Here is a 17,062-nt window from a genome sequence, read left to right on the forward strand (position 1 = left end):
AATCTGGCCTGCGAGGGCCGGGTCGGCTCGGTCAGGCCTCGAGCTCGTCGGCGTCGAGCTCCTCGGCGATCTCCTGGCGCACCCGCACCCAGAGGTCGTCGACCTGCTCGTGCAGGTGCCCGACGTCCCCGCTGCCGTCCAGCACGACGTCCGCGACCGCGAGCCGCTCGTCGTCGCCGGCCTGGGCCGCCACGCGCGACCGGGCGTCGTCGTCCGTCATGCCGCGCCCGTCCACCAGCCGTGCGACGCGCGCCTCGACGGGCGCGTGGACGACCACGAGCAGGTGGAAGGCACCCACCTGCCCGGTCTCCACGAGCAGCGGGATGTCGTGCACGACGACGGCGTCGGGCGTGGCCGCGGCCGCGGCCGCCTCCCGTTCGGCGGACAACCGGCGGACCTGCGGGTGGACGATCCCCTCGAGGCGGGCCAGGGCGTCGGCGTCCCCGAACACGACGCGCCCCAGGGCGGGGCGGTCCAGCGCCCCGTCGGCGGTCAGCACGCCGTCGCCGAACGCCTGCACGACCTCGTCGAGGCCCACGGTGCCGGGCGCCACCGCCTCGCGGGCCAGGACGTCGTGGTCGATCACCACCGCCCCGAGCTCGGCGAAGCGCCGGGACGCGCTGGACTTGCCGGACGCGATGCCACCTGTCAGACCGATGCGGAACATGGGGACCATCCTGCCGCCGTCCGCCCGGCCGCGCCACGAGCGGGCGCCCGTCGGGACGTGCACGCACCGCCGGGCCGCTCCGGGAACGGCGCAGGCCCGCCGCCCCCGGAGGGGCGACGGGCCTGCGTCGGGCACCGGCGGGTCAGCGACCCGCCGAGGCGTGCTCAGTTGCCGGTGAGCTTCTCGCGGAGCGCCGCGAGAGCCTCGTCCGAGGCCAGCGTGCCGCCGACCTCCTCCTGCACCGCGGGGGCGGAGGAGTACGAGGACGAGGAGGACGACGAACCGCCGCCGGCGACGGCGTCCGCCGCGGCGTCGGCGTCGGCCGACAGCGCCGCACGGACCTGCTCGCGGTGGGACTCCCAGCGGGCGTGCGCCGTGGCGTACTCCGCCTCCCAGGCCTCACGCTGCGTCTCGAAGCCCTCGAGCCACTCGTTGGTCTCCGGGTCGAAGCCCTCGGGGTACTTGTACTCGCCGTTCTCGTCGTACTCGGCAGCCATGCCGTAGAGCGCGGGGTCGAAGTCCTCGGACTCCGGGTCCATGCTCTCGTTGGCCTGCTTGAGCGACAGCGAGATGCGACGACGCTCGAGGTCGATGTCGATGACCTTGACGAACACCTCGGCCCCGACGGTGACGACCTGCTCCGGCAGCTCGACGTGGCGCACGGCCAGCTCCGAGATGTGCACCAGGCCCTCGATGCCGTCCTCGACGCGCACGAACGCACCGAAGGGGACGAGCTTGGTGACCTTGCCCGGGACGACCTGGCCGATGGCGTGGGTGCGGGCGAAGGTCTGCCACGGGTCCTCCTGCGTCGCCTTCAGCGACAGGGAGACACGCTCGCGGTCGAAGTCGACGTCGAGCACCTCGACGGTGACCTCCTGGCCGACCTCGACGACCTCGGACGGGTGGTCGATGTGCTTCCAGGACAGCTCCGAGACGTGGACGAGACCGTCGACGCCGCCGAGGTCCACGAACGCACCGAAGTTGACGATCGAGGAGACGACACCGGGGCGCACCTGGCCCTTCTGCAGCGTCTGCAGGAAGGTGGAGCGGACCTCGGACTGCGTCTGCTCGAGCCAGGCACGGCGCGACAGGACCACGTTGTTGCGGTTCTTGTCGAGCTCGATGATCTTCGCCTCGATCTCCTTGCCGACGTACGGCGCGAGGTCGCGGACGCGGCGCATCTCCACCAGCGAGGCGGGGAGGAAGCCACGCAGGCCGATGTCGAGGATGAGGCCGCCCTTGACGACCTCGATGACGGTGCCGGTGACGACGCCGTCCTCCTCCTTGATCTTCTCGATCGTGCCCCAGGCGCGCTCGTACTGGGCGCGCTTCTTGGACAGGATCAGACGACCCTCCTTGTCCTCCTTCTGGAGGACGAGCGCCTCGACGGCGTCGCCGACGGCGACGACCTCGCCGGGGTCGACGTCGTGCTTGATCGACAGCTCGCGGGAGGGGATCACGCCCTCGGTCTTGTAACCGATGTCGAGGAGGACCTCGTCGCGGTCGACCTTGACGATCGTGCCCTCGACGATGTCGCCATCGTTGAAGTACTTGATGGTCGCGTCGACGGCTGCGAGGAAGTCCTCTTCGGTGCCGATGTCGTTGACGGCAACCTGCGGGGCGGACTTCGTGGTGGAGATGGTCATTGAGTGGGTGCTCCAGTGCGGACAGGACGTAGTACGGACAGGGTCTGGTGCAGGCGTCGCACGGCTGCCGTCGTGCCGGACACGTGTCTCGGCACTGCGGGAGCGCTCGTGACGGTGTCCGACGCCGTCGACGGGAGTGCGCACGGGCGCACTGCACCGCCAGCCATCTTAACGACCGGGGAGGGGCGGGTCAACGCGGCGTCGGGCACACCGCGTCGACCCGCCGCACCGGCCTCAGGCGAGCGCCCGGGCCGTCTCCAACAGGTCGGCCGGCACCTGCTTGACCTTGCCCGCGATGTCGGCGAGCGGCACCAGGACGACGTCCTCGCCCCGCAGCGCGGTCATCACGCCCGACTCCCCCGCCGTCACCGCGTCGATCGCCGCGACCCCGAACCGCGAGCCGAGGATCCGGTCCGCGGGTGTCGGCGTGCCGCCGCGCTGCACGTGCCCGAGCACCGTGACCCGGGTGTCGAAGCCCGTGCGCTCGGCGATCTCCGCGCCCAGCCGCTCGCCGATCGCCCCGGCGACGATCTCGCCGAAGCGTCCGACCTGCGTCTCGTAGCTCATCGACGTGCCCCGGGCGGGCACCGCCCCCTCCGCCACGACCACGATCGAGAAGCTGGCGTGCGCCCGGTGGCGGTGCTGGAGGAACCGCACGATCCTGTCGATGTCGAACGGCTCCTCCGGCGCCAGGACGACCTCCGCGCCGCCCGCGATGCCCGCCGTCGCGGCGATCCAGCCCGCGTGCCGGCCCATCACCTCGACGATCATCACACGGTTGTGGCTCTCGGCCGTGGTGTGGATCCGGTCCACCGCCTCGGTCGCGATCGTCACCGCCGTGTCGAAGCCGATCGACCGGTCGGTCCCCCACACGTCGTTGTCGATCGTCTTCGGCACCGCCACGACCCGCACCCCGGCCTCGGCGACCTTGCTGGCCGCGTGCAGGGTCCCGTCGCCGCCGATGCAGATGACGGCCTCGATCCGTTCCGCCTCCAGGGTGGCCAGGACCGCGTCGAGGCCGCCGTCGTCGGCGTGCGGGTGGTACCGCGCCGTGCCGAGCAGCGTGCCGCCCGAGGCGAGGACGTTGCGGATGTGCTGCCGCGTGAGCGGCATGACGTCGCCGTCGGCGAGCCCCTTCCAGCCGTTGCGGAAGCCGACGACCGAGTGGCCGTGCTCCCCCTCGCCGCGCTTGACCACCGCCCTGATCGCCGCGTTCAGACCGGGGACGTCCCCGCCTCCCGTGAGCAGTCCGACCCGCACCCTGCGCTCCTTCACCTCGACCGATGTCGTCACCGACCAGGCTATCGACCCGCGCGGCACTCCCGGGACGGATGTCACGATGGGCACGTGACGGTCGCACGACACGGGTACCGCGAGGTCCCCGACGACGAGGGTGGCCGGGCCGCCCGCACATGGTGGGACGACAACGCCGCCGAGTACCTCGCCGACCACGGCGACTTCCTCGGTGACGCCGGGTTCCGGTGGGGGCCCGAGGGGGTGACGGAGGCCGACCTCGGCCTGCTCGGCGACGTCCGGGGCGCCCGGGTGCTCGAGGTGGGTGCCGGTGCGGCGCACTGCTCCCGCTGGCTGGCGGGCCGGGGCGCACGGGTCGTGGCCACCGACGTCGCGCCGGCCATGCTCGACGCCGCCGCCCGCATCGACGCGGGGCGAGCCGACACCGTGCCGCTGGTGGAGGCCGACGCCCGCGCGCTGCCGTTCGCCGACGCCACCTTCGACGTGGCGTTCACGTCCTACGGCGCGGTCCCGTTCGTCCCGGACGCCGTCGCGGTGCACGCCGAGGCCGCCCGGGTGCTGCGGCCCGGCGGCCGCTGGGTCTTCTCCGTGACGCACCCCGTGCGCTGGGCGTTCCCCGACGACCCCGGCCCGGGCGGTCTCACCGCGCACCGGTCCTACTTCGACCGGCGCCCCTACGTCGAGTCCGACCCCGCCGGGCACGTGGAGTACGCCGAGTACCACCGCACGCTGGGCGACCACGTGCGCGACGTGGTGGCGGCGGGTCTGCGCCTGCGCGACGTCGTCGAGCCGGAGTGGCCCGCCTGGAACGGCCAGGTCTGGGGCGGGTGGAGCCCGGGTCGAGGCGCCGTCCTGCCCGGGACCGCCGTCTTCGTCACGACCAAGGACTGACCCCGACCGCCGAACCCGTCAGTGCCCGGCGTCGTGCCAGGTCTCCCCCGCGCCGACCGACACGTCCAGCGGCACGTCCAGCGCCACGGCCGCGCCCATCTGGGTGCGCAGCACCTCCTCGACCACCTGCCGCTCGCCCTCGGCGACCTCCACGACCAGCTCGTCGTGGACCTGCAGCAGCAGCCGCGAGCCCAGCTCGCGCTCGTCGAGCTCACGCTGCACACCGAGCATCGCCAGCTTGATGATGTCGGCCGCGCTGCCCTGGATCGGGGCGTTGAGCGCCATCCGCTCGGCCATCTGGCGGCGCTGGCGGTTGTCGCTCGTGAGGTCCGGGAGGTACCGGCGGCGACCGAGGATCGTCGCCGTGTAGCCGGTCGCGCGGGCCTCCTCCACCACGCCGGTGAGGTAGTCGCGCACCCCGCCGAACCGGGTGAAGTAGTCGTCCATGAGTCCCTGTGCCTCGCCCGTGGGGACGCCGAGCTGCTGGGACAGGCCGAAGGCGCTCAGCCCGTAGGCCAGCCCGTAGCTCATCGCCTTGACCTTGGCCCGCATCTCCGGGGTGACGTCCGCCGGAGCGACGTCGAACACCCGCGACCCGACGTAGCGATGGAGGTCCTCCCCCGACCGGAAGGCCGCGATGAGCCCCTCGTCGCCCGACAGGTGCGCCATGATCCGCATCTCGATCTGGCTGTAGTCCGCCGTGAGGAGCTCGGCGTAGCCGTCGCCCACCCGGAAGGCACGCCGGATCCGCCGACCGGCCTCGGTGCGGATGGGGATGTTCTGCAGGTTCGGGTCGGTCGAACTGAGCCGCCCCGTCGCGGCGATGGTCTGCTGGAACGTCGTGCGGATCCGGCCGTCCGGCTGCACGGCCTTGAGCAGGCCCTCGACGGTCGTGCGCAGCTTCGCGGCGTCGCGGTGCGCGAGCAGGTGCGCGAGGAACGGGTGCTCGGTCTTGGCGAAGAGCTCCTGGAGCGACGCGGCGTCGGTCGTGTAGCCGGTCTTGATCTTCTTCGTCCTCGGCATGCCGAGCTGGTCGAAGAGGACCTCCTGGAGCTGCTTGGGGCTGCCCAGGTTCACCTCCCGCCCGATGATCGCGTAGGCCTCCGCCGCGGCGTCCGCGACGCCGGTCGCGAAGTACTGCTCGAGCTCGGTGAGGAAGGCGGTGTCCGCCGCGATCCCGGTGGCCTCCATCCCTGCCAGCACCAGACCGAGCGGCAGCTCGAGGTCCCGCAGCAGGTCGGCCCCGCCGCGGTCGGCCAGGAGCTCGGCGAGCGTGCCGGCCAGGTCGGCGACCGACGCCGCGCGGACCACCGCGTCACCGCCCGGCTCGCCGGCGTCCAGGTCGAGGTCCAGGGCGCCCTGGGCACCGCCGTCCGCCACCGTCAGCTCGCGCCCGAGGTGGCGGACCACCAGGTCGGTCAGGTCGTAGCCGCGCTGGTCCGGGTAGCACAGGTAGGCGGCGAGCTCGGTGTCGAACACGACGCCGGCCAGCGGAAGCCCGCGCGCGGCGAGCATGTGCCACGCCGCCTTCGCGCCGTGCACCACCTTGGGCGCGCCGGGGTCGGCGAGCCACGCGGCGAGGGCCCGCTCGTCGTCGCCGGAGACCTCGGCGAGGTCGACCACGACGCCCTCCGCGGCGCCGTCCCGGCTCGCACCGGCCAGCGCGAGCTGCCAGGCGTCCCCCGCCCCCGGGCGGGCCGTCCCGGAGACGTCCAGGCCGGTCGGCTGCCCCGCACGGGCGCGCAGCCACGGGCCGACCGGGCCGTCGTGGACCGTCACCTCGACGCCCTCGCCGGGGGTGTCGTCGGCGTCCGGGCCGGCCGCGGGGTCGACGGCCAGGAGCCGGTCGCGCAGCGTGCCGAACTGCAGGGTGTCCGAGACCCGGTGCACGGCCTCCCGGTCGAAGCCGGCGAGCGCGAGGTCACCCACGCCCAGCGGCAGCTCCACGTCGGTCAGCAGCGCGTTGAGCTCCCGGTTCAGCCGGACCTGGTCGGCGTGGTCGCGCAGCGCCTCGCCGCGCTTGCCCGTCACCTCGTCCTGTCGGGCCAGGAGCGAGTCGAGGTCGCCGAACTGCTCGATCCACCTCGCCGCCACACCCGGCCCCACGCCGGGCACGCCCGGCAGGTTGTCGCTGGTCTCCCCCACGAGGGCCGCGAGGTCCGGGTAGCGCTCGGGGCGCACCTTGTACTTCTCGACGACGGCGTCCGGTGTCATCCGGGCGAGCTCCGAGACGCCCTTCTTCGGGTACAGGACGGTCACGTCGTCGGTGACGAGCTGCAAAGAGTCCCGGTCCCCGGAGCAGACGAGGACCTCCATGCCTGCCTCCCGGCCCTGCCGGGCGAGGGTCGCCAGGATGTCGTCCGCCTCGATCCCCTCCCGCTGGAGGAACGGGACGTGCAGGGCCTCCAGCACCTCCTGGATGAGCGGCACCTGGCCCCGGAACGTGTCGGGCGTGGCGGCCCGGTTCGCCTTGTACTCGACGTACCGCTCGGTGCGGAACGTGACCCGTCCGGCGTCGAACGCGACGGCGAGGTGGGTCGGCGCCTCGTCCCGCAGCAGGTTGGTCAGCATCGACGTGAACCCGTACACGGCGTTCGTCACCTGGCCGCTGGACGTCACCAGGGTGTCGGGCAGGGCGTAGAACGCCCGGTACGCCATGGAGTGGCCGTCGATGAGGAGGAGCCGGGCCCGAGGTGTCGCACCGGTCTCGGTTCGCGCTGAGGTCGTCACGGGTGCCAACCTATCGCCCATGACCGACACGACGCCGGGCCACCCCCGGACCACCGCCGACTGGCAGCGCGCTGCCGCCGGGACGCTGCTGGAGCGCACCGGGATCGAGCTCGTCGAGGTGGGCGCAGAGCGCACGCTCGGCACCATGCCCGTCGCGGGCAACACCCAGCCGGCCGGCCTGCTGCACGGTGGGGCCACCGCCACGCTGGCGGAGACCCTCGGGTCCGTCGCGGCCCAGGTGCACGCCGGGACCGGGCGCGCGGCCGTCGGCATCGAGCTGAACGTCACCCACCACCGGGGCGTCCGCGAGGGGACCGTGCACGGCACCGCGACGGCGATCCATCTCGGGCGGTCGACGGCGGCCTACGAGATCGTCGTGGTCGACGACGACGGCCGCCGCGTCGCGACGGCGCGCCTGACCTGCATGGTGCTGGGCACGCCCTGAGGGGGCGTCGTCAGGACGCGTCGGCGCCGGTCGCCCGCGACCCTGCCGGGACGACGACCTGGAGGACGTCCTGCTCGGCCTGCGCCGCGCGCTCGGCCTGTGCGGCGTGCTCGGCCTGGAAGGCCCGCAGGTCCACCGGGCCCGTCGGCAGCCCGGCCTCGCGGGCCCGCCGGCGGCGGGCCACCAGGTCCTCGATCGCCGCACGTGTCGCGTCCCGGCGGCGGCGCGGGTCGCCGCGCCGGATGATCGTCGGCCGCGGTGCCGCGTCCTGCGTGAGGCGCCGCTCGAGCACCGCGGTCGTCACGACCCGGTGGCCGGCCGCCGGCGCGAAGCCGAGCTGGGCGAGGAACCGGTGCATGTCGCGGGCACCGGGCGCGGGGGCGCAGTACACGTTCTCCGCGCCGGCCGTGGTGGCGAGCTCCAGGGCGGAGGCGAGCAGCGCACGTCCCACGCCGTGGCGCCGAGCGCCGGGGGCCACCATGATCGCGTCGACGTAGAGGCTCGGGGCGGTCGAGAACAGCCGCGGACCGAGCACGCGCGCCAGCAGGAAACCGACGGTCTCGCCGTCCTCGAGGGCCACCAGGACCTCGCCGCCCGCCGCGACCAGCACGCTGAGGTGCTCGCACAAGCGGCCCGGTTCGGCCGTCGCGACCGCACCGCCCTCCGGGACGTGGGTCGCGGTCAGCTCGGCGACGGCCCGCAGGTCGCTCTCGACCGCGGACCGCACCTCGATCCCTGCTCGCATCGCACCCCCTACCGAAACCTGTGACCGCGCACCGCCGTCGCCCGGGAGGCGAGCGGGAGGGGTCACGAAACGATAACGACTCCCTGGCGACCTTAGCGGTCCCCAGGGAGTCGCACAACGTGTCTCAGGCGCCGCCGACCTGCTCGATGACGGCGTCGGCGACCTCGCGCATGGTCAGACGGCGGTCCATCGACGTCTTCTGGATCCAGCGGAAGGACTCCGGCTCGCTCAGACCCATCTTGGTCATGAGCAGCCCCTTCGCGCGGTCCACGCGCTTGCGGGTCTCGAACCGGTCCTGGAGGTCCGCGACCTCCGACTCCAGGGCACCGATCTGCTGGTACCGCGAGATCGCGATCTCGACCGCGGGCAGCAGGTCGGCCGGCGTGAACGGCTTGACGACGTACGCCATGGCCCCCGCGTCGCGGGCACGCTCGACGAGCTCCGTCTGCGAGAACGCCGTCAGCAGGACGACGGGTGCCGCGTGGGCCTTGCCGATCCGCTCGGCCGCCGAGATCCCGTCGAGCTCCGGCATCTTGACGTCCATCACGACGACGTCCGGCTTGAGCTCCACGGCCAGCTGCACGGCGGTCTCGCCGTCGCCGGCCTCGCCGACGACGTCGAACCCTGCCTCGCGGAGCGTCTCCACGACGTCCATCCGGATGAGCGCCTCGTCCTCGGCGACCACGGCGCGCCGCGACGGCTTCGCGGGCGCGGCAGGTGCCGGAGCCGGCTCAGCGTCGATCATCGGGGGCAGGTCGAGGGGCAGCTTCTCGTCGGTCACGGTTGTCATCGTAGTCCCCCGACAGGCCGGGTGCGCGCATCGCGACCGGTCGCGTGCTGTGACCGTCGGCACGGCCGGCCGCCCCGTCGTCCGACGCCCGGGACGGGTTCGGCGGCGCACCGGCCGGTGTGGTTCGATGGGCCCCGCGCCCCGGTAGCCCAATCGGCAGAGGCAATCGGCTCAAACCCGATCCAGTGTGGGTTCGAGTCCCACCCGGGGCACCCAGGACGCCGCAGGGCCCGCCCACGAGACGTGGACGGGCCCTGCGGCGTCAGGACGTCACTCCGAGCGGGCGTCCGAGCTCGAACCCACCTTGTGCACCAGGATCGAGTTCGTCGTGCCCGGGACGCCGACCGGCGCGCCGGAGACGATGACGACCCGGTCGCCGACCTCGGCCAGCCCGTTCGCCTGCAGGGTCTGGTCGACCTGGCTCACCATCGCGTCGACCGAGCCGACGGCGGGCACCTGGTACGACGTGGTGCCCCACGTCAGGGCCAGCACGTTGCGGACCGACTCCTCCGGCGTGAACGCCAGGTGCGGGATGCCCGAGCGCAGGCGCGACATGCGCTTCGCCGAGTCGCCCGACTGGGTGAACGTCACGAGGTACTTCACCCCGAGCGTCTCGCCGATCTCGGCGGCCGCGCGGGTGATCACACCACCGCGCGTGTGCGGGGTCGAGCCGAGGGGCGCGATGCGCTCCCGGCCGAGCTCCTCGGTCGCCTCGATGATCGAGGCCATCGTCTGCACCGTGATGATCGGGTAGTCACCCACCGAGGTCTCCCCCGAGAGCATGACCGCGTCGGCGCCGTCGAGGACCGCGTTGGCGCAGTCGGAGGCCTCGGCACGCGTCGGGCGCGGGCTCGTGGTCATCGACTCCAGCACCTGCGTGGCGACGATCACGGGCTTGGCGTTGCGACGCGCGAGCTCGATGATCCGCTTCTGGACGAGCGGCACCTGCTCGAGCGGCATCTCCACGGCGAGGTCGCCACGGGCCACCATGAAGCCGTCGAACGCGGCGACGACCTCCTCGAGGTTGTCCACCGCCTGCGGCTTCTCGATCTTGGCGATGACGGGGACGACCCGCCCCTCCTCGTCCATGATGCGGCGGACGTCGTCGTAGTCCGCCGCGTTGCGCACGAAGGACAGCGCGATGAGGTCGGCACCGAGTCGCAGCGCCCAGCGCAGGTCATCGGTGTCCTTGTCGCTCAGGGCGGGCACGGACACGGCCACGCCCGGCAGGTTCAGGCCCTTGTTGTTCGACACGGGGCCCGGCACCTCGACGACCGTGGTGACCCGGGGGCCCTCCACGGCGGTCACGCGTACGCGGACCTTGCCGTCGTCGATGAGGATCGGGTCGCCGACCCGCGCGTCCTGCGGGAGACCGTGGTGGGTCGTGGAGACGAGCTCGCGCGACCCCTCGACGTCCTCGGTGGTGATGGTGAACGTGTCACCCTCGTTCAGGAAGTGCTTCTCGTCACCGGCGAACCGGCCGAGCCGGATCTTGGGACCCTGCAGGTCCACCAGCACGGCGACGTTGCGCCCCGCGTCCTGGGCCGCGGCCCGGACGCCGTGGTAGACGGCCTCGTGCTCCGACTTCTCCCCGTGGCTCCGGTTGATCCGGGCCACGTCCATACCCGCGTCGACCAGCTCCCGGAGCTTCTCCGGGGACGCCGTCGCGGGTCCGATGGTGCACACGATCTTCGCTCTGCGCATGTCTCCAGCCTCGTCGTCGTACGGTCCCGGCGCCACCGGGACCGCGCCCGGGCGCCCCACGGCGCCCGGGTCTCATGTCATCCTCTCAGGGCGACGGTGCGCGGGCCCACCGGGGCCGGCAGCTCCGTGGAGCCCTGGAGGAATGCGTCCACCGCGGCGGCGGTCGCCCGCCCCTCCGCGATGGCCCACACGATCAGCGACTGACCGCGGCCCGCGTCACCGGCGACGAAGACGCCGGGCACGGTGGCCGCGTAGTCCTCGCCACGGTGCACGAGGCCCCGATCGGTCGTGCCGGCGCCCGTCTGGGCGACCAGCGAGTCCGTCTCCGGACCGGTGAATCCCATCGCGACCAGCACGAGGTCCGCGGGGATCTCGTGCTCGGTCCCGGCCTTGGGCGCCCGGCGCCCGTCGGGGAGGTACTCCGTCTCGGCGACGCGCAGCGCCACCACGCGACCCTCGGCGTCGCCCACGAGCTCGACCGTCGAGGCCAGGAAGCGGCGCTCGCCGCCCTCCTCGTGCGACGTCGACACCTCGAACAGGATCGGGTCCGTCGGCCAGGGCTGGCTCGCGGGGCGCTCGCTCGGCGGGCGCTTGCCGATCGCCAGCGTCGTCACGCTCGCCGCGCCCTGCCGCAGGGACGTGCCCACGCAGTCGGAGCCGGTGTCGCCGCCGCCGATGACGATGACGTGCTTGCCCTCGGCGCTCGGCGCACCCTCGACCGGGCTCCCCGCGACCGCCTTGTTGGCGGGGGTGAGGAAGTCCATCGCGTAGTGCACCCCGGCGAGACCGCGGCCCTCGACCACCAGGTCGCGCGGGACGGTGGCCCCGGTCGCCACCACGACGGCGTCGAACCGGCGGCGCAGCGCGTCCCAGGTGATGTTCCTGCCGATCTCCACCCCCGGCCGGAACCGGGTGCCCTCGGCCGTCATCTGCTCCAGCCGACGGTCGATGTGCTTCTTCTCGAGCTTGAAGTCGGGGATGCCGTACCGCAGCAGACCGCCGATCGCGTCGTCCCGCTCGTACACCACGACGGTGTGCCCGGCGCGGGTGAGCTGCTGGGCGGCCGCGAGGCCCGCAGGACCGGACCCGACCACGGCCACGGTCTTGCCGGTGAGCCGCTGCGACACCTGCGGGCGCACCAGGCCGCGCTCGAACGCCTCGTCGATGATCGAGACCTCGACGTTCTTGATCGTCACCGCGGGCTGGTTGATGCCCAGCACGCAGCTCGTCTCGCACGGTGCCGGGCAGACCCGGCCGGTGAACTCGGGGAAGTTGTTCGTCGCGTGCAGGCGCTCGATGGCGTCGGCCCACTGGCCCTGGCGCACCAGGTCGTTCCACTCCGGGATGAGGTTGCCCAGCGGGCAGCCCTGGTGGCAGAACGGGATGCCGCAGTCCATGCAGCGGCCCGCCTGCTCCTGGAGGAACGGCTGGCCCTCCGCACGGTGCGCGTGGGTGTCCTTCCAGTCGCGCAGCCGCACCTCGACGGGGCGGTTCGGCGGGAGCTCACGCTCCCGCACCTTCAGGAATCCGCGGGGATCAGCCACGAGCCACCTCCATGATGCGCTCCCACAGGGTGGGGTCGAAGTCCTCGCCCTCGCCGAGCGGCGTTCCCGCCGCCTCGGCCTCGGCCAGTGCAGCGCGGACGTTCGCCCACGCGGGCGGCAGCACCCGGGAGAACCGGGCGCGCGCGCCGTCGTCGTCCAGCAGCGCGGCGGCGACGGTCGACCCGGTCTCGGCGGCGTGCCGCTCCAGCAGCTCGCGCACCCGGGCCCAGTCGTCGTCCGCGAGCGGACCGACGACGAGCTCGCCCGAACCCACCGACGCGCCGTTCATCGCCGTGGGACGCAGGTCCAGCACGTAGGCGACGCCGCCGGACATGCCCGCGCCGAAGTTGCGTCCGGTCGGGCCGAGCACCAGCACCTCGCCCCCGGTCATGTACTCGCAGCCGTGGTCCCCCACGCCCTCGACGACCAGCGTGGCACCGGAGTTGCGGACGCCGAACCGCTCGCCCACGCGGCCGCGCAGCAGGATCTCGCCCGACGTGGCGCCGTAGCCGATGACGTTGCCCGCGATGACGTTCGCGGCGCCCTCGAGCACGGCGGCCTTGTCAGGGCGGACGACGACGCGTCCGCCGGAGAGCCCCTTGCCGACGTAGTCGTTCGCGTCGCCGAAGAGGCGCAGCGTGACGCCGCGCGGCAGGAACGCGGCGAACGACTGGCCGGCGGAACCCGTGAGCACGACCTCGATCGTGTCGTCCGGGAGGCCCGCGCCGCGGTACCGCTTGGTCACCTCGTGGCCGAGCATGGTGCCGACCGTCCGGTTGACGTTGCGCACGGGGAACTCCATGCGGACGGGCAGCCCGTCCTCGAGAGCGGGCCCCGCGGCCGCGATGAGCTGCTGGTCGAGCGCACGGTCCAGGCCGTGGTCCTGCGCCTGGGTGCGGAACAGGGCGGAGCCGGCCGGGGGCTCGATCCGCTCCAGGACCGGGGCCAGGTCGAGGCCCTGTGCCTTCCAGTGGTCGACGGCGCCGCGGGTGTCGAGCACCTGCACCTGACCGACGGCCTCCTCGATCGACCGGAAGCCGAGCGCGGCGAGGTGCTCGCGCACCTCGGTGGCGATGAACTCGAAGAAGTTCACGACGAACTCGGGGGTGCCGGTGAACCGGCGCCGGAGCTCCGGGTTCTGCGTGGCGACGCCCACCGGACAGGTGTCGAGGTGGCAGACGCGCATCATGATGCAGCCCGAGACCACCATCGGCGCCGTCGCGAACCCGAACTCCTCGGCACCGAGCAGCGCCGCCACGACGACGTCGCGGCCGGTCTTCATCTGGCCGTCGACCTGCACCGTGATCCGGTCGCGCAGGTTGTTCAGCACGAGCGTCTGCTGGGTCTCGGCCAGGCCGATCTCCCACGGCGTGCCCGCGTGCTTGAGCGACGTCAGCGGGCTCGCGCCCGTGCCGCCGTCGTGGCCGGAGATGAGCACGACGTCCGCGTGCGCCTTGGACACGCCCGTCGCGACCGTGCCGACGCCGAACTCGGAGACGAGCTTGACGTGCACGCGGGCGCTCGGGTTCGCGTTCTTGGCGTCGTGGATGAGCTGCGCGAGGTCCTCGATCGAGTAGATGTCGTGGTGCGGCGGCGGCGAGATGAGGCCGACGCCCGGCGTCGAGTGCCGGGTGCGGGCCACCCACGGGTAGACCTTCGGCCCGGGCAGCTGGCCGCCCTCGCCGGGCTTGGCGCCCTGGGCGAGCTTGAGCTGGATGTCGTCGGCCTGCGTGAGGTACTCGCTGGTGACGCCGAAGCGCCCCGAGGCGATCTGCTTGACGCGCGAGCGGCGCTGCGGGTCGTAGAGCCGCTCCGGGTCCTCGCCGCCCTCGCCCGAGTTCGAGCGTCCGCCGATCTGGTTCATCGCGACCGCGAGGGTCTCGTGCATCTCCTGGCTGATCGCGCCGTAGGACATGGCGCCGGTGTTGAACCGCTTCAGGATCTCGCTGACCGGCTCGACCTCGTCCAGCGGCACCGGCTCGCGGCCCTCCGCGAAGCGCAGCAGGCCGCGCAGCGTCATGAGCCGCTCCGACTGCTCGTCGACGCGGTGCGTGTACTGACGGAAGATGTCCATCCGCTTCGAGCGGGTGGCGTGCTGGAGGCGGAACACGGTCTCCGGGTCGAAGAGGTGCTCCTCGCCGTCGCGGCGCCACTGGTACTCGCCGCCGGTGGTGAGGCGCTCGTGCGGCGTGTGGTTGCCCGACGCCGGGTACGCCTCGGTGTGGCGGGCGGCCGTCTCGGCCGCGAGCACGTCGAGGCCGATGCCGGCCAGGCGGCTCGTCGTGCCCGTGAAGTAGTCCTCCACGAGCTCGTGGGACAGCCCGACCGCCTCGAAGACCTGTGCGCCGCGGTACGACATGATCGTCGAGATGCCCATCTTGGACATCACCTTCAGGACGCCCTTGCCGAGCGCCTTGATGAGGTTCTTCACGGCCGTCTCGGGGGCGACGTCGAGGTAGCCGCGGCGGGCCAGGTCCTCGACGGTCTCCATCGCCAGGTACGGGTTGACCGCGGCGGCGCCGTAGCCGATGAGCAGCGCGACGTGGTGCACCTCGCGCACGTCGCCGGCCTCGACCAGCAGCGAGATCCGCGTGCGGGTCTGGCGGCGCAGCAGGTGGTGGTGCACGGCGCTGGTGAGCAGCAGCGACGGGATGGGCGCGCGCTCGGCGTCCGAGTCACGGTCCGACAGCACGATGTGGGTGGCGCCGTCGGCGATCGCGTCGTCGACCTGGGCGAAGATCTCCTCGAGCCGCTCGTGCAGCGCACGGCCGCCGCCGGAGACGTCGTAGAGGCCCCGCACGATGACGGCGCGGAACTCGCCCTCGAGCCGGGCGTCCCGGTCGATGCGGACGATCTTGGCGAGCTCGTCGTTGTCGAGCACCGGGAACGGCAGCAGGAGCTTGCGCGCGTGCGCCGGGGTGTCCGAGAGCAGGTTCGGCTCGGGGCCGATCGCGCCGCCGATCGACGTGACGAGCTCCTCGCGGATCGCGTCCAGCGGCGGGTTGGTCACCTGCGCGAACATCTGCGTGAAGTAGTCGAACAGCAGGCGCGGCCGGCTGGACAGCACCGCGACGGGCGTGTCGGAGCCCATGGCCCCGAGCGGCTCGGCGCCGGTGTTGGCCATCGGCGTGAGGATGACCTTGAGCTCCTCGGAGGTGTACCCGAAGGCCCGCTGCCGCCGCTGGACGGACGCCGGGGAGTGCGCGACGTGCTCGCGCTCGGGCAGGGACTCCAGGGCGATGGAGTTCTGCTCGATCCACTCGGCGTAGGGACGCTGCGCGGCGAGCTGGGACTTGACCTCGTCGTCCTCGACGATCCGGCCCTGGGCCGTGTCCACGAGGAACATGCGGCCCGGCTCGAGGCGACCCTTGCGCACCACGGTGGCGGGGTCGATGTCCAGGACGCCCGCCTCGGAGCCGAGCACGACCAGGCCGTCCTCGGTCACCCAGTAGCGTCCCGGGCGCAGGCCGTTGCGGTCGAGGACCGCGCCGATGAGCGTGCCGTCGGTGAACGTGAGGCAGGCGGGGCCGTCCCACGGCTCGATGAGGTTCGCGTGGTACTGGTAGAACGCCCGGCGGGCCGGGTCCATCTCGGCGTGGTTCTCCCACGCCTCGGGGATCATCATGAGCACCGAGTGCGGCAGCGAACGACCCGACAGGTGGAGCAGCTCGAGCACCTCGTCGAAGCTCGCCGAGTCGCTGGACCCCTCGCTGCACACGGGCAGCAGCGGGGCAAGGTCGCCGAGGACGTCGCTGGCGAGGGTGCCCTCGCGCGCGGCCATCCAGTTGCGGTTGCCCTTGACGGTGTTGATCTCGCCGTTGTGCGCGATGAGCCGGAACGGCTGCGCCAGCGGCCACGACGGGAACGTGTTCGTCGAGAACCGGGAGTGGACCAGCGCGATCTCCGACGCGTAGCGCGGGTCGGACAGGTCCGGGAAGAACGGCTCGAGCTGCGCCGTCGTCAGCATGCCCTTGTACGTGATCGTCCGGGCCGACAGCGAGGCGAGGAACAGGTCGAGCTCGTGCTCGGCACGCTTGCGCAGCCGGTAGGCACGGCGGTCCAGGTCGAGGCCGCCGAGCTCCCGCTCGGGGTCGGCCACGACGACCTGGCGGAACGTCGGCATCGACGCCCGGGCGGTCGGGCCGACCAGGTCGGCCGTCACGGGCACGTCGCGCCAGGCGAGCACGTCCAGCTTCTCCTCGACGGCGATCGCCTCGAAGCGGCGCGCCAGGGCGTCCGCCTCGGCCGGGTCCTGCGGCAGGAAGGCCATGCCGATCGCGTAGCGACCCGCGGGCGGCAGCTCGGCGTCGACGACGTCGCGCACGAACGCGTCGGGGATCTGGGTGAGGATCCCGGCCCCGTCGCCGCTGTTCTCCTCGGCACCCACCGCACCGCGGTGGTCGAGGTTGAGCAGGGCGGTCAGGCCCGCGTCGACGATGTCGCGGCCGGGGGTCCCTCGCAGGGTCGCCACGAAGGCGACACCACAGGCGTCGTGCTCGGACGCGGGGTCGTAGAGGCCCTGCGCCGAGGGGGGCGCGACCCAGTGCTGCGGCGTGGTCATCAACACCGTCCTCCTGTGCGCCCGCACGCGGGCGCGTCTGCTTCTTGCATGGTGGTTCGGGACGTCGTCGGCCCGTCGGATTGCG

At 72.9% G+C, this 17,062-nt stretch carries 11 protein-coding genes and 1 tRNA gene; 3 read left to right on the forward strand and 9 right to left on the reverse strand.

Features of this window, described 5'->3' with window-relative positions:
• Positions 1 to 31: 31 nt before the first annotated feature.
• From coaE to I598_RS03730, 3 genes are all read right to left on the reverse strand, one after another.
• The gene (gene coaE, locus I598_RS03720) at positions 32 to 667 is read right to left on the reverse strand and encodes a dephospho-CoA kinase (RefSeq protein WP_068201376.1); all 636 of its coding nucleotides are present in this window, start codon (positions 665 to 667) and stop codon (positions 32 to 34) included.
• 164 nt (positions 668 to 831) lie between these two features.
• On the reverse strand, positions 832 to 2,313 hold the full coding sequence (gene rpsA / locus I598_RS03725; protein WP_068201378.1) for a 30S ribosomal protein S1: 1,482 nt from the start codon (positions 2,311 to 2,313) through the stop codon (positions 832 to 834).
• A 234-nt stretch (positions 2,314 to 2,547) separates the two neighbouring features.
• The gene (locus I598_RS03730; RefSeq protein ID WP_068201380.1) at positions 2,548 to 3,573 is read right to left on the reverse strand and encodes a 6-phosphofructokinase; all 1,026 of its coding nucleotides are present in this window, start codon (positions 3,571 to 3,573) and stop codon (positions 2,548 to 2,550) included.
• 87 nt (positions 3,574 to 3,660) lie between these two features.
• Between I598_RS03730 and I598_RS03735 the strand changes: the two genes are divergently transcribed.
• Positions 3,661 to 4,458, forward strand: coding sequence for a class I SAM-dependent methyltransferase (locus I598_RS03735; RefSeq protein WP_068201381.1), 798 nt, complete (start codon positions 3,661 to 3,663; stop codon positions 4,456 to 4,458).
• A gap of 18 nt (positions 4,459 to 4,476) precedes the next feature.
• Here I598_RS03735 and polA read toward each other — a convergent pair whose 3' ends face one another.
• On the reverse strand, positions 4,477 to 7,209 hold the full coding sequence (polA, locus tag I598_RS03740) for a DNA polymerase I (RefSeq protein WP_068201384.1): 2,733 nt from the start codon (positions 7,207 to 7,209) through the stop codon (positions 4,477 to 4,479).
• Here polA and I598_RS03745 point away from each other — a divergent pair.
• Positions 7,208 to 7,633 (forward strand): hotdog fold thioesterase, encoded by a 426-nt coding sequence (locus I598_RS03745; RefSeq protein ID WP_068201386.1) that lies wholly within the window; start codon positions 7,208 to 7,210, stop codon positions 7,631 to 7,633. The two genes, polA and I598_RS03745, sit on opposite strands and share 2 nt — an antisense overlap.
• Positions 7,634 to 7,643: 10 nt before the next feature.
• Here I598_RS03745 and I598_RS03750 read toward each other — a convergent pair whose 3' ends face one another.
• Together I598_RS03750 and I598_RS03755 are read right to left on the reverse strand one after the other, a co-directional pair.
• Positions 7,644 to 8,378 carry a GNAT family N-acetyltransferase gene (locus tag I598_RS03750; RefSeq protein WP_068201388.1) on the reverse strand — a complete coding sequence of 245 codons (735 nt, stop codon included), beginning with the start codon at positions 8,376 to 8,378 and terminating at the stop codon, positions 7,644 to 7,646.
• 124 nt (positions 8,379 to 8,502) lie between these two features.
• Complete coding sequence (locus tag I598_RS03755; RefSeq protein ID WP_068204880.1) at positions 8,503 to 9,123, reverse strand: ANTAR domain-containing response regulator; 621 nt, start codon at positions 9,121 to 9,123, stop codon at positions 8,503 to 8,505.
• Positions 9,124 to 9,306: 183 nt separating this feature from the next.
• Here I598_RS03755 and I598_RS03760 point away from each other — a divergent pair.
• Positions 9,307 to 9,380, forward strand: a tRNA-Leu gene (locus I598_RS03760).
• Between the two features lie 58 nt (positions 9,381 to 9,438).
• Here the strand turns inward: I598_RS03760 and pyk are convergent.
• The 3 genes from pyk to gltB form a co-directional block, all read right to left on the reverse strand.
• Positions 9,439 to 10,872: a pyruvate kinase gene (pyk, locus tag I598_RS03765; RefSeq protein WP_068201390.1), complete on the reverse strand. Its 1,434-nt coding sequence runs from the start codon at positions 10,870 to 10,872 to the stop codon at positions 9,439 to 9,441.
• A 77-nt stretch (positions 10,873 to 10,949) separates the two neighbouring features.
• The gene (locus tag I598_RS03770; protein WP_068201392.1) at positions 10,950 to 12,416 is read right to left on the reverse strand and encodes a glutamate synthase subunit beta; all 1,467 of its coding nucleotides are present in this window, start codon (positions 12,414 to 12,416) and stop codon (positions 10,950 to 10,952) included.
• Complete coding sequence (gene gltB / locus I598_RS03775; protein WP_068201394.1) at positions 12,409 to 16,977, reverse strand: glutamate synthase large subunit; 4,569 nt, start codon at positions 16,975 to 16,977, stop codon at positions 12,409 to 12,411. Before gltB ends, I598_RS03770 begins: the two co-directional genes overlap by 8 nt.
• Positions 16,978 to 17,062: the final 85 nt, after the last annotated feature.

The sequence above is a fragment of the Isoptericola dokdonensis DS-3 genome (genome assembly GCF_001636295.1).
GTDB lineage: Bacteria > Actinomycetota > Actinomycetes > Actinomycetales > Cellulomonadaceae > Isoptericola > Isoptericola dokdonensis.

What these genes read in the sequence shown, in the direction of transcription:
- coaE (WP_068201376.1), bottom strand. Translation starts at nt 667, where the DNA reads ATGTTCCGCATCGGTCTGACAGGTGGCATCGCGTCCGGCAAGTCCAGC.
- rpsA (WP_068201378.1), bottom strand. Translation starts at nt 2,313, where the DNA reads ATGACCATCTCCACCACGAAGTCCGCCCCGCAGGTTGCCGTCAACGAC.
- I598_RS03745 (WP_068201386.1), top strand. Translation starts at nt 7,208, where the DNA reads ATGACCGACACGACGCCGGGCCACCCCCGGACCACCGCCGACTGGCAG.
- polA (WP_068201384.1), bottom strand. Translation starts at nt 7,209, where the DNA reads ATGGGCGATAGGTTGGCACCCGTGACGACCTCAGCGCGAACCGAGACC.
- I598_RS03750 (WP_068201388.1), bottom strand. Translation starts at nt 8,378, where the DNA reads ATGCGAGCAGGGATCGAGGTGCGGTCCGCGGTCGAGAGCGACCTGCGG.
- I598_RS03755 (WP_068204880.1), bottom strand. Translation starts at nt 9,123, where the DNA reads ATGATCGACGCTGAGCCGGCTCCGGCACCTGCCGCGCCCGCGAAGCCG.
- pyk (WP_068201390.1), bottom strand. Translation starts at nt 10,872, where the DNA reads ATGCGCAGAGCGAAGATCGTGTGCACCATCGGACCCGCGACGGCGTCC.
- gltB (WP_068201394.1), bottom strand. Translation starts at nt 16,977, where the DNA reads ATGACCACGCCGCAGCACTGGGTCGCGCCCCCCTCGGCGCAGGGCCTC.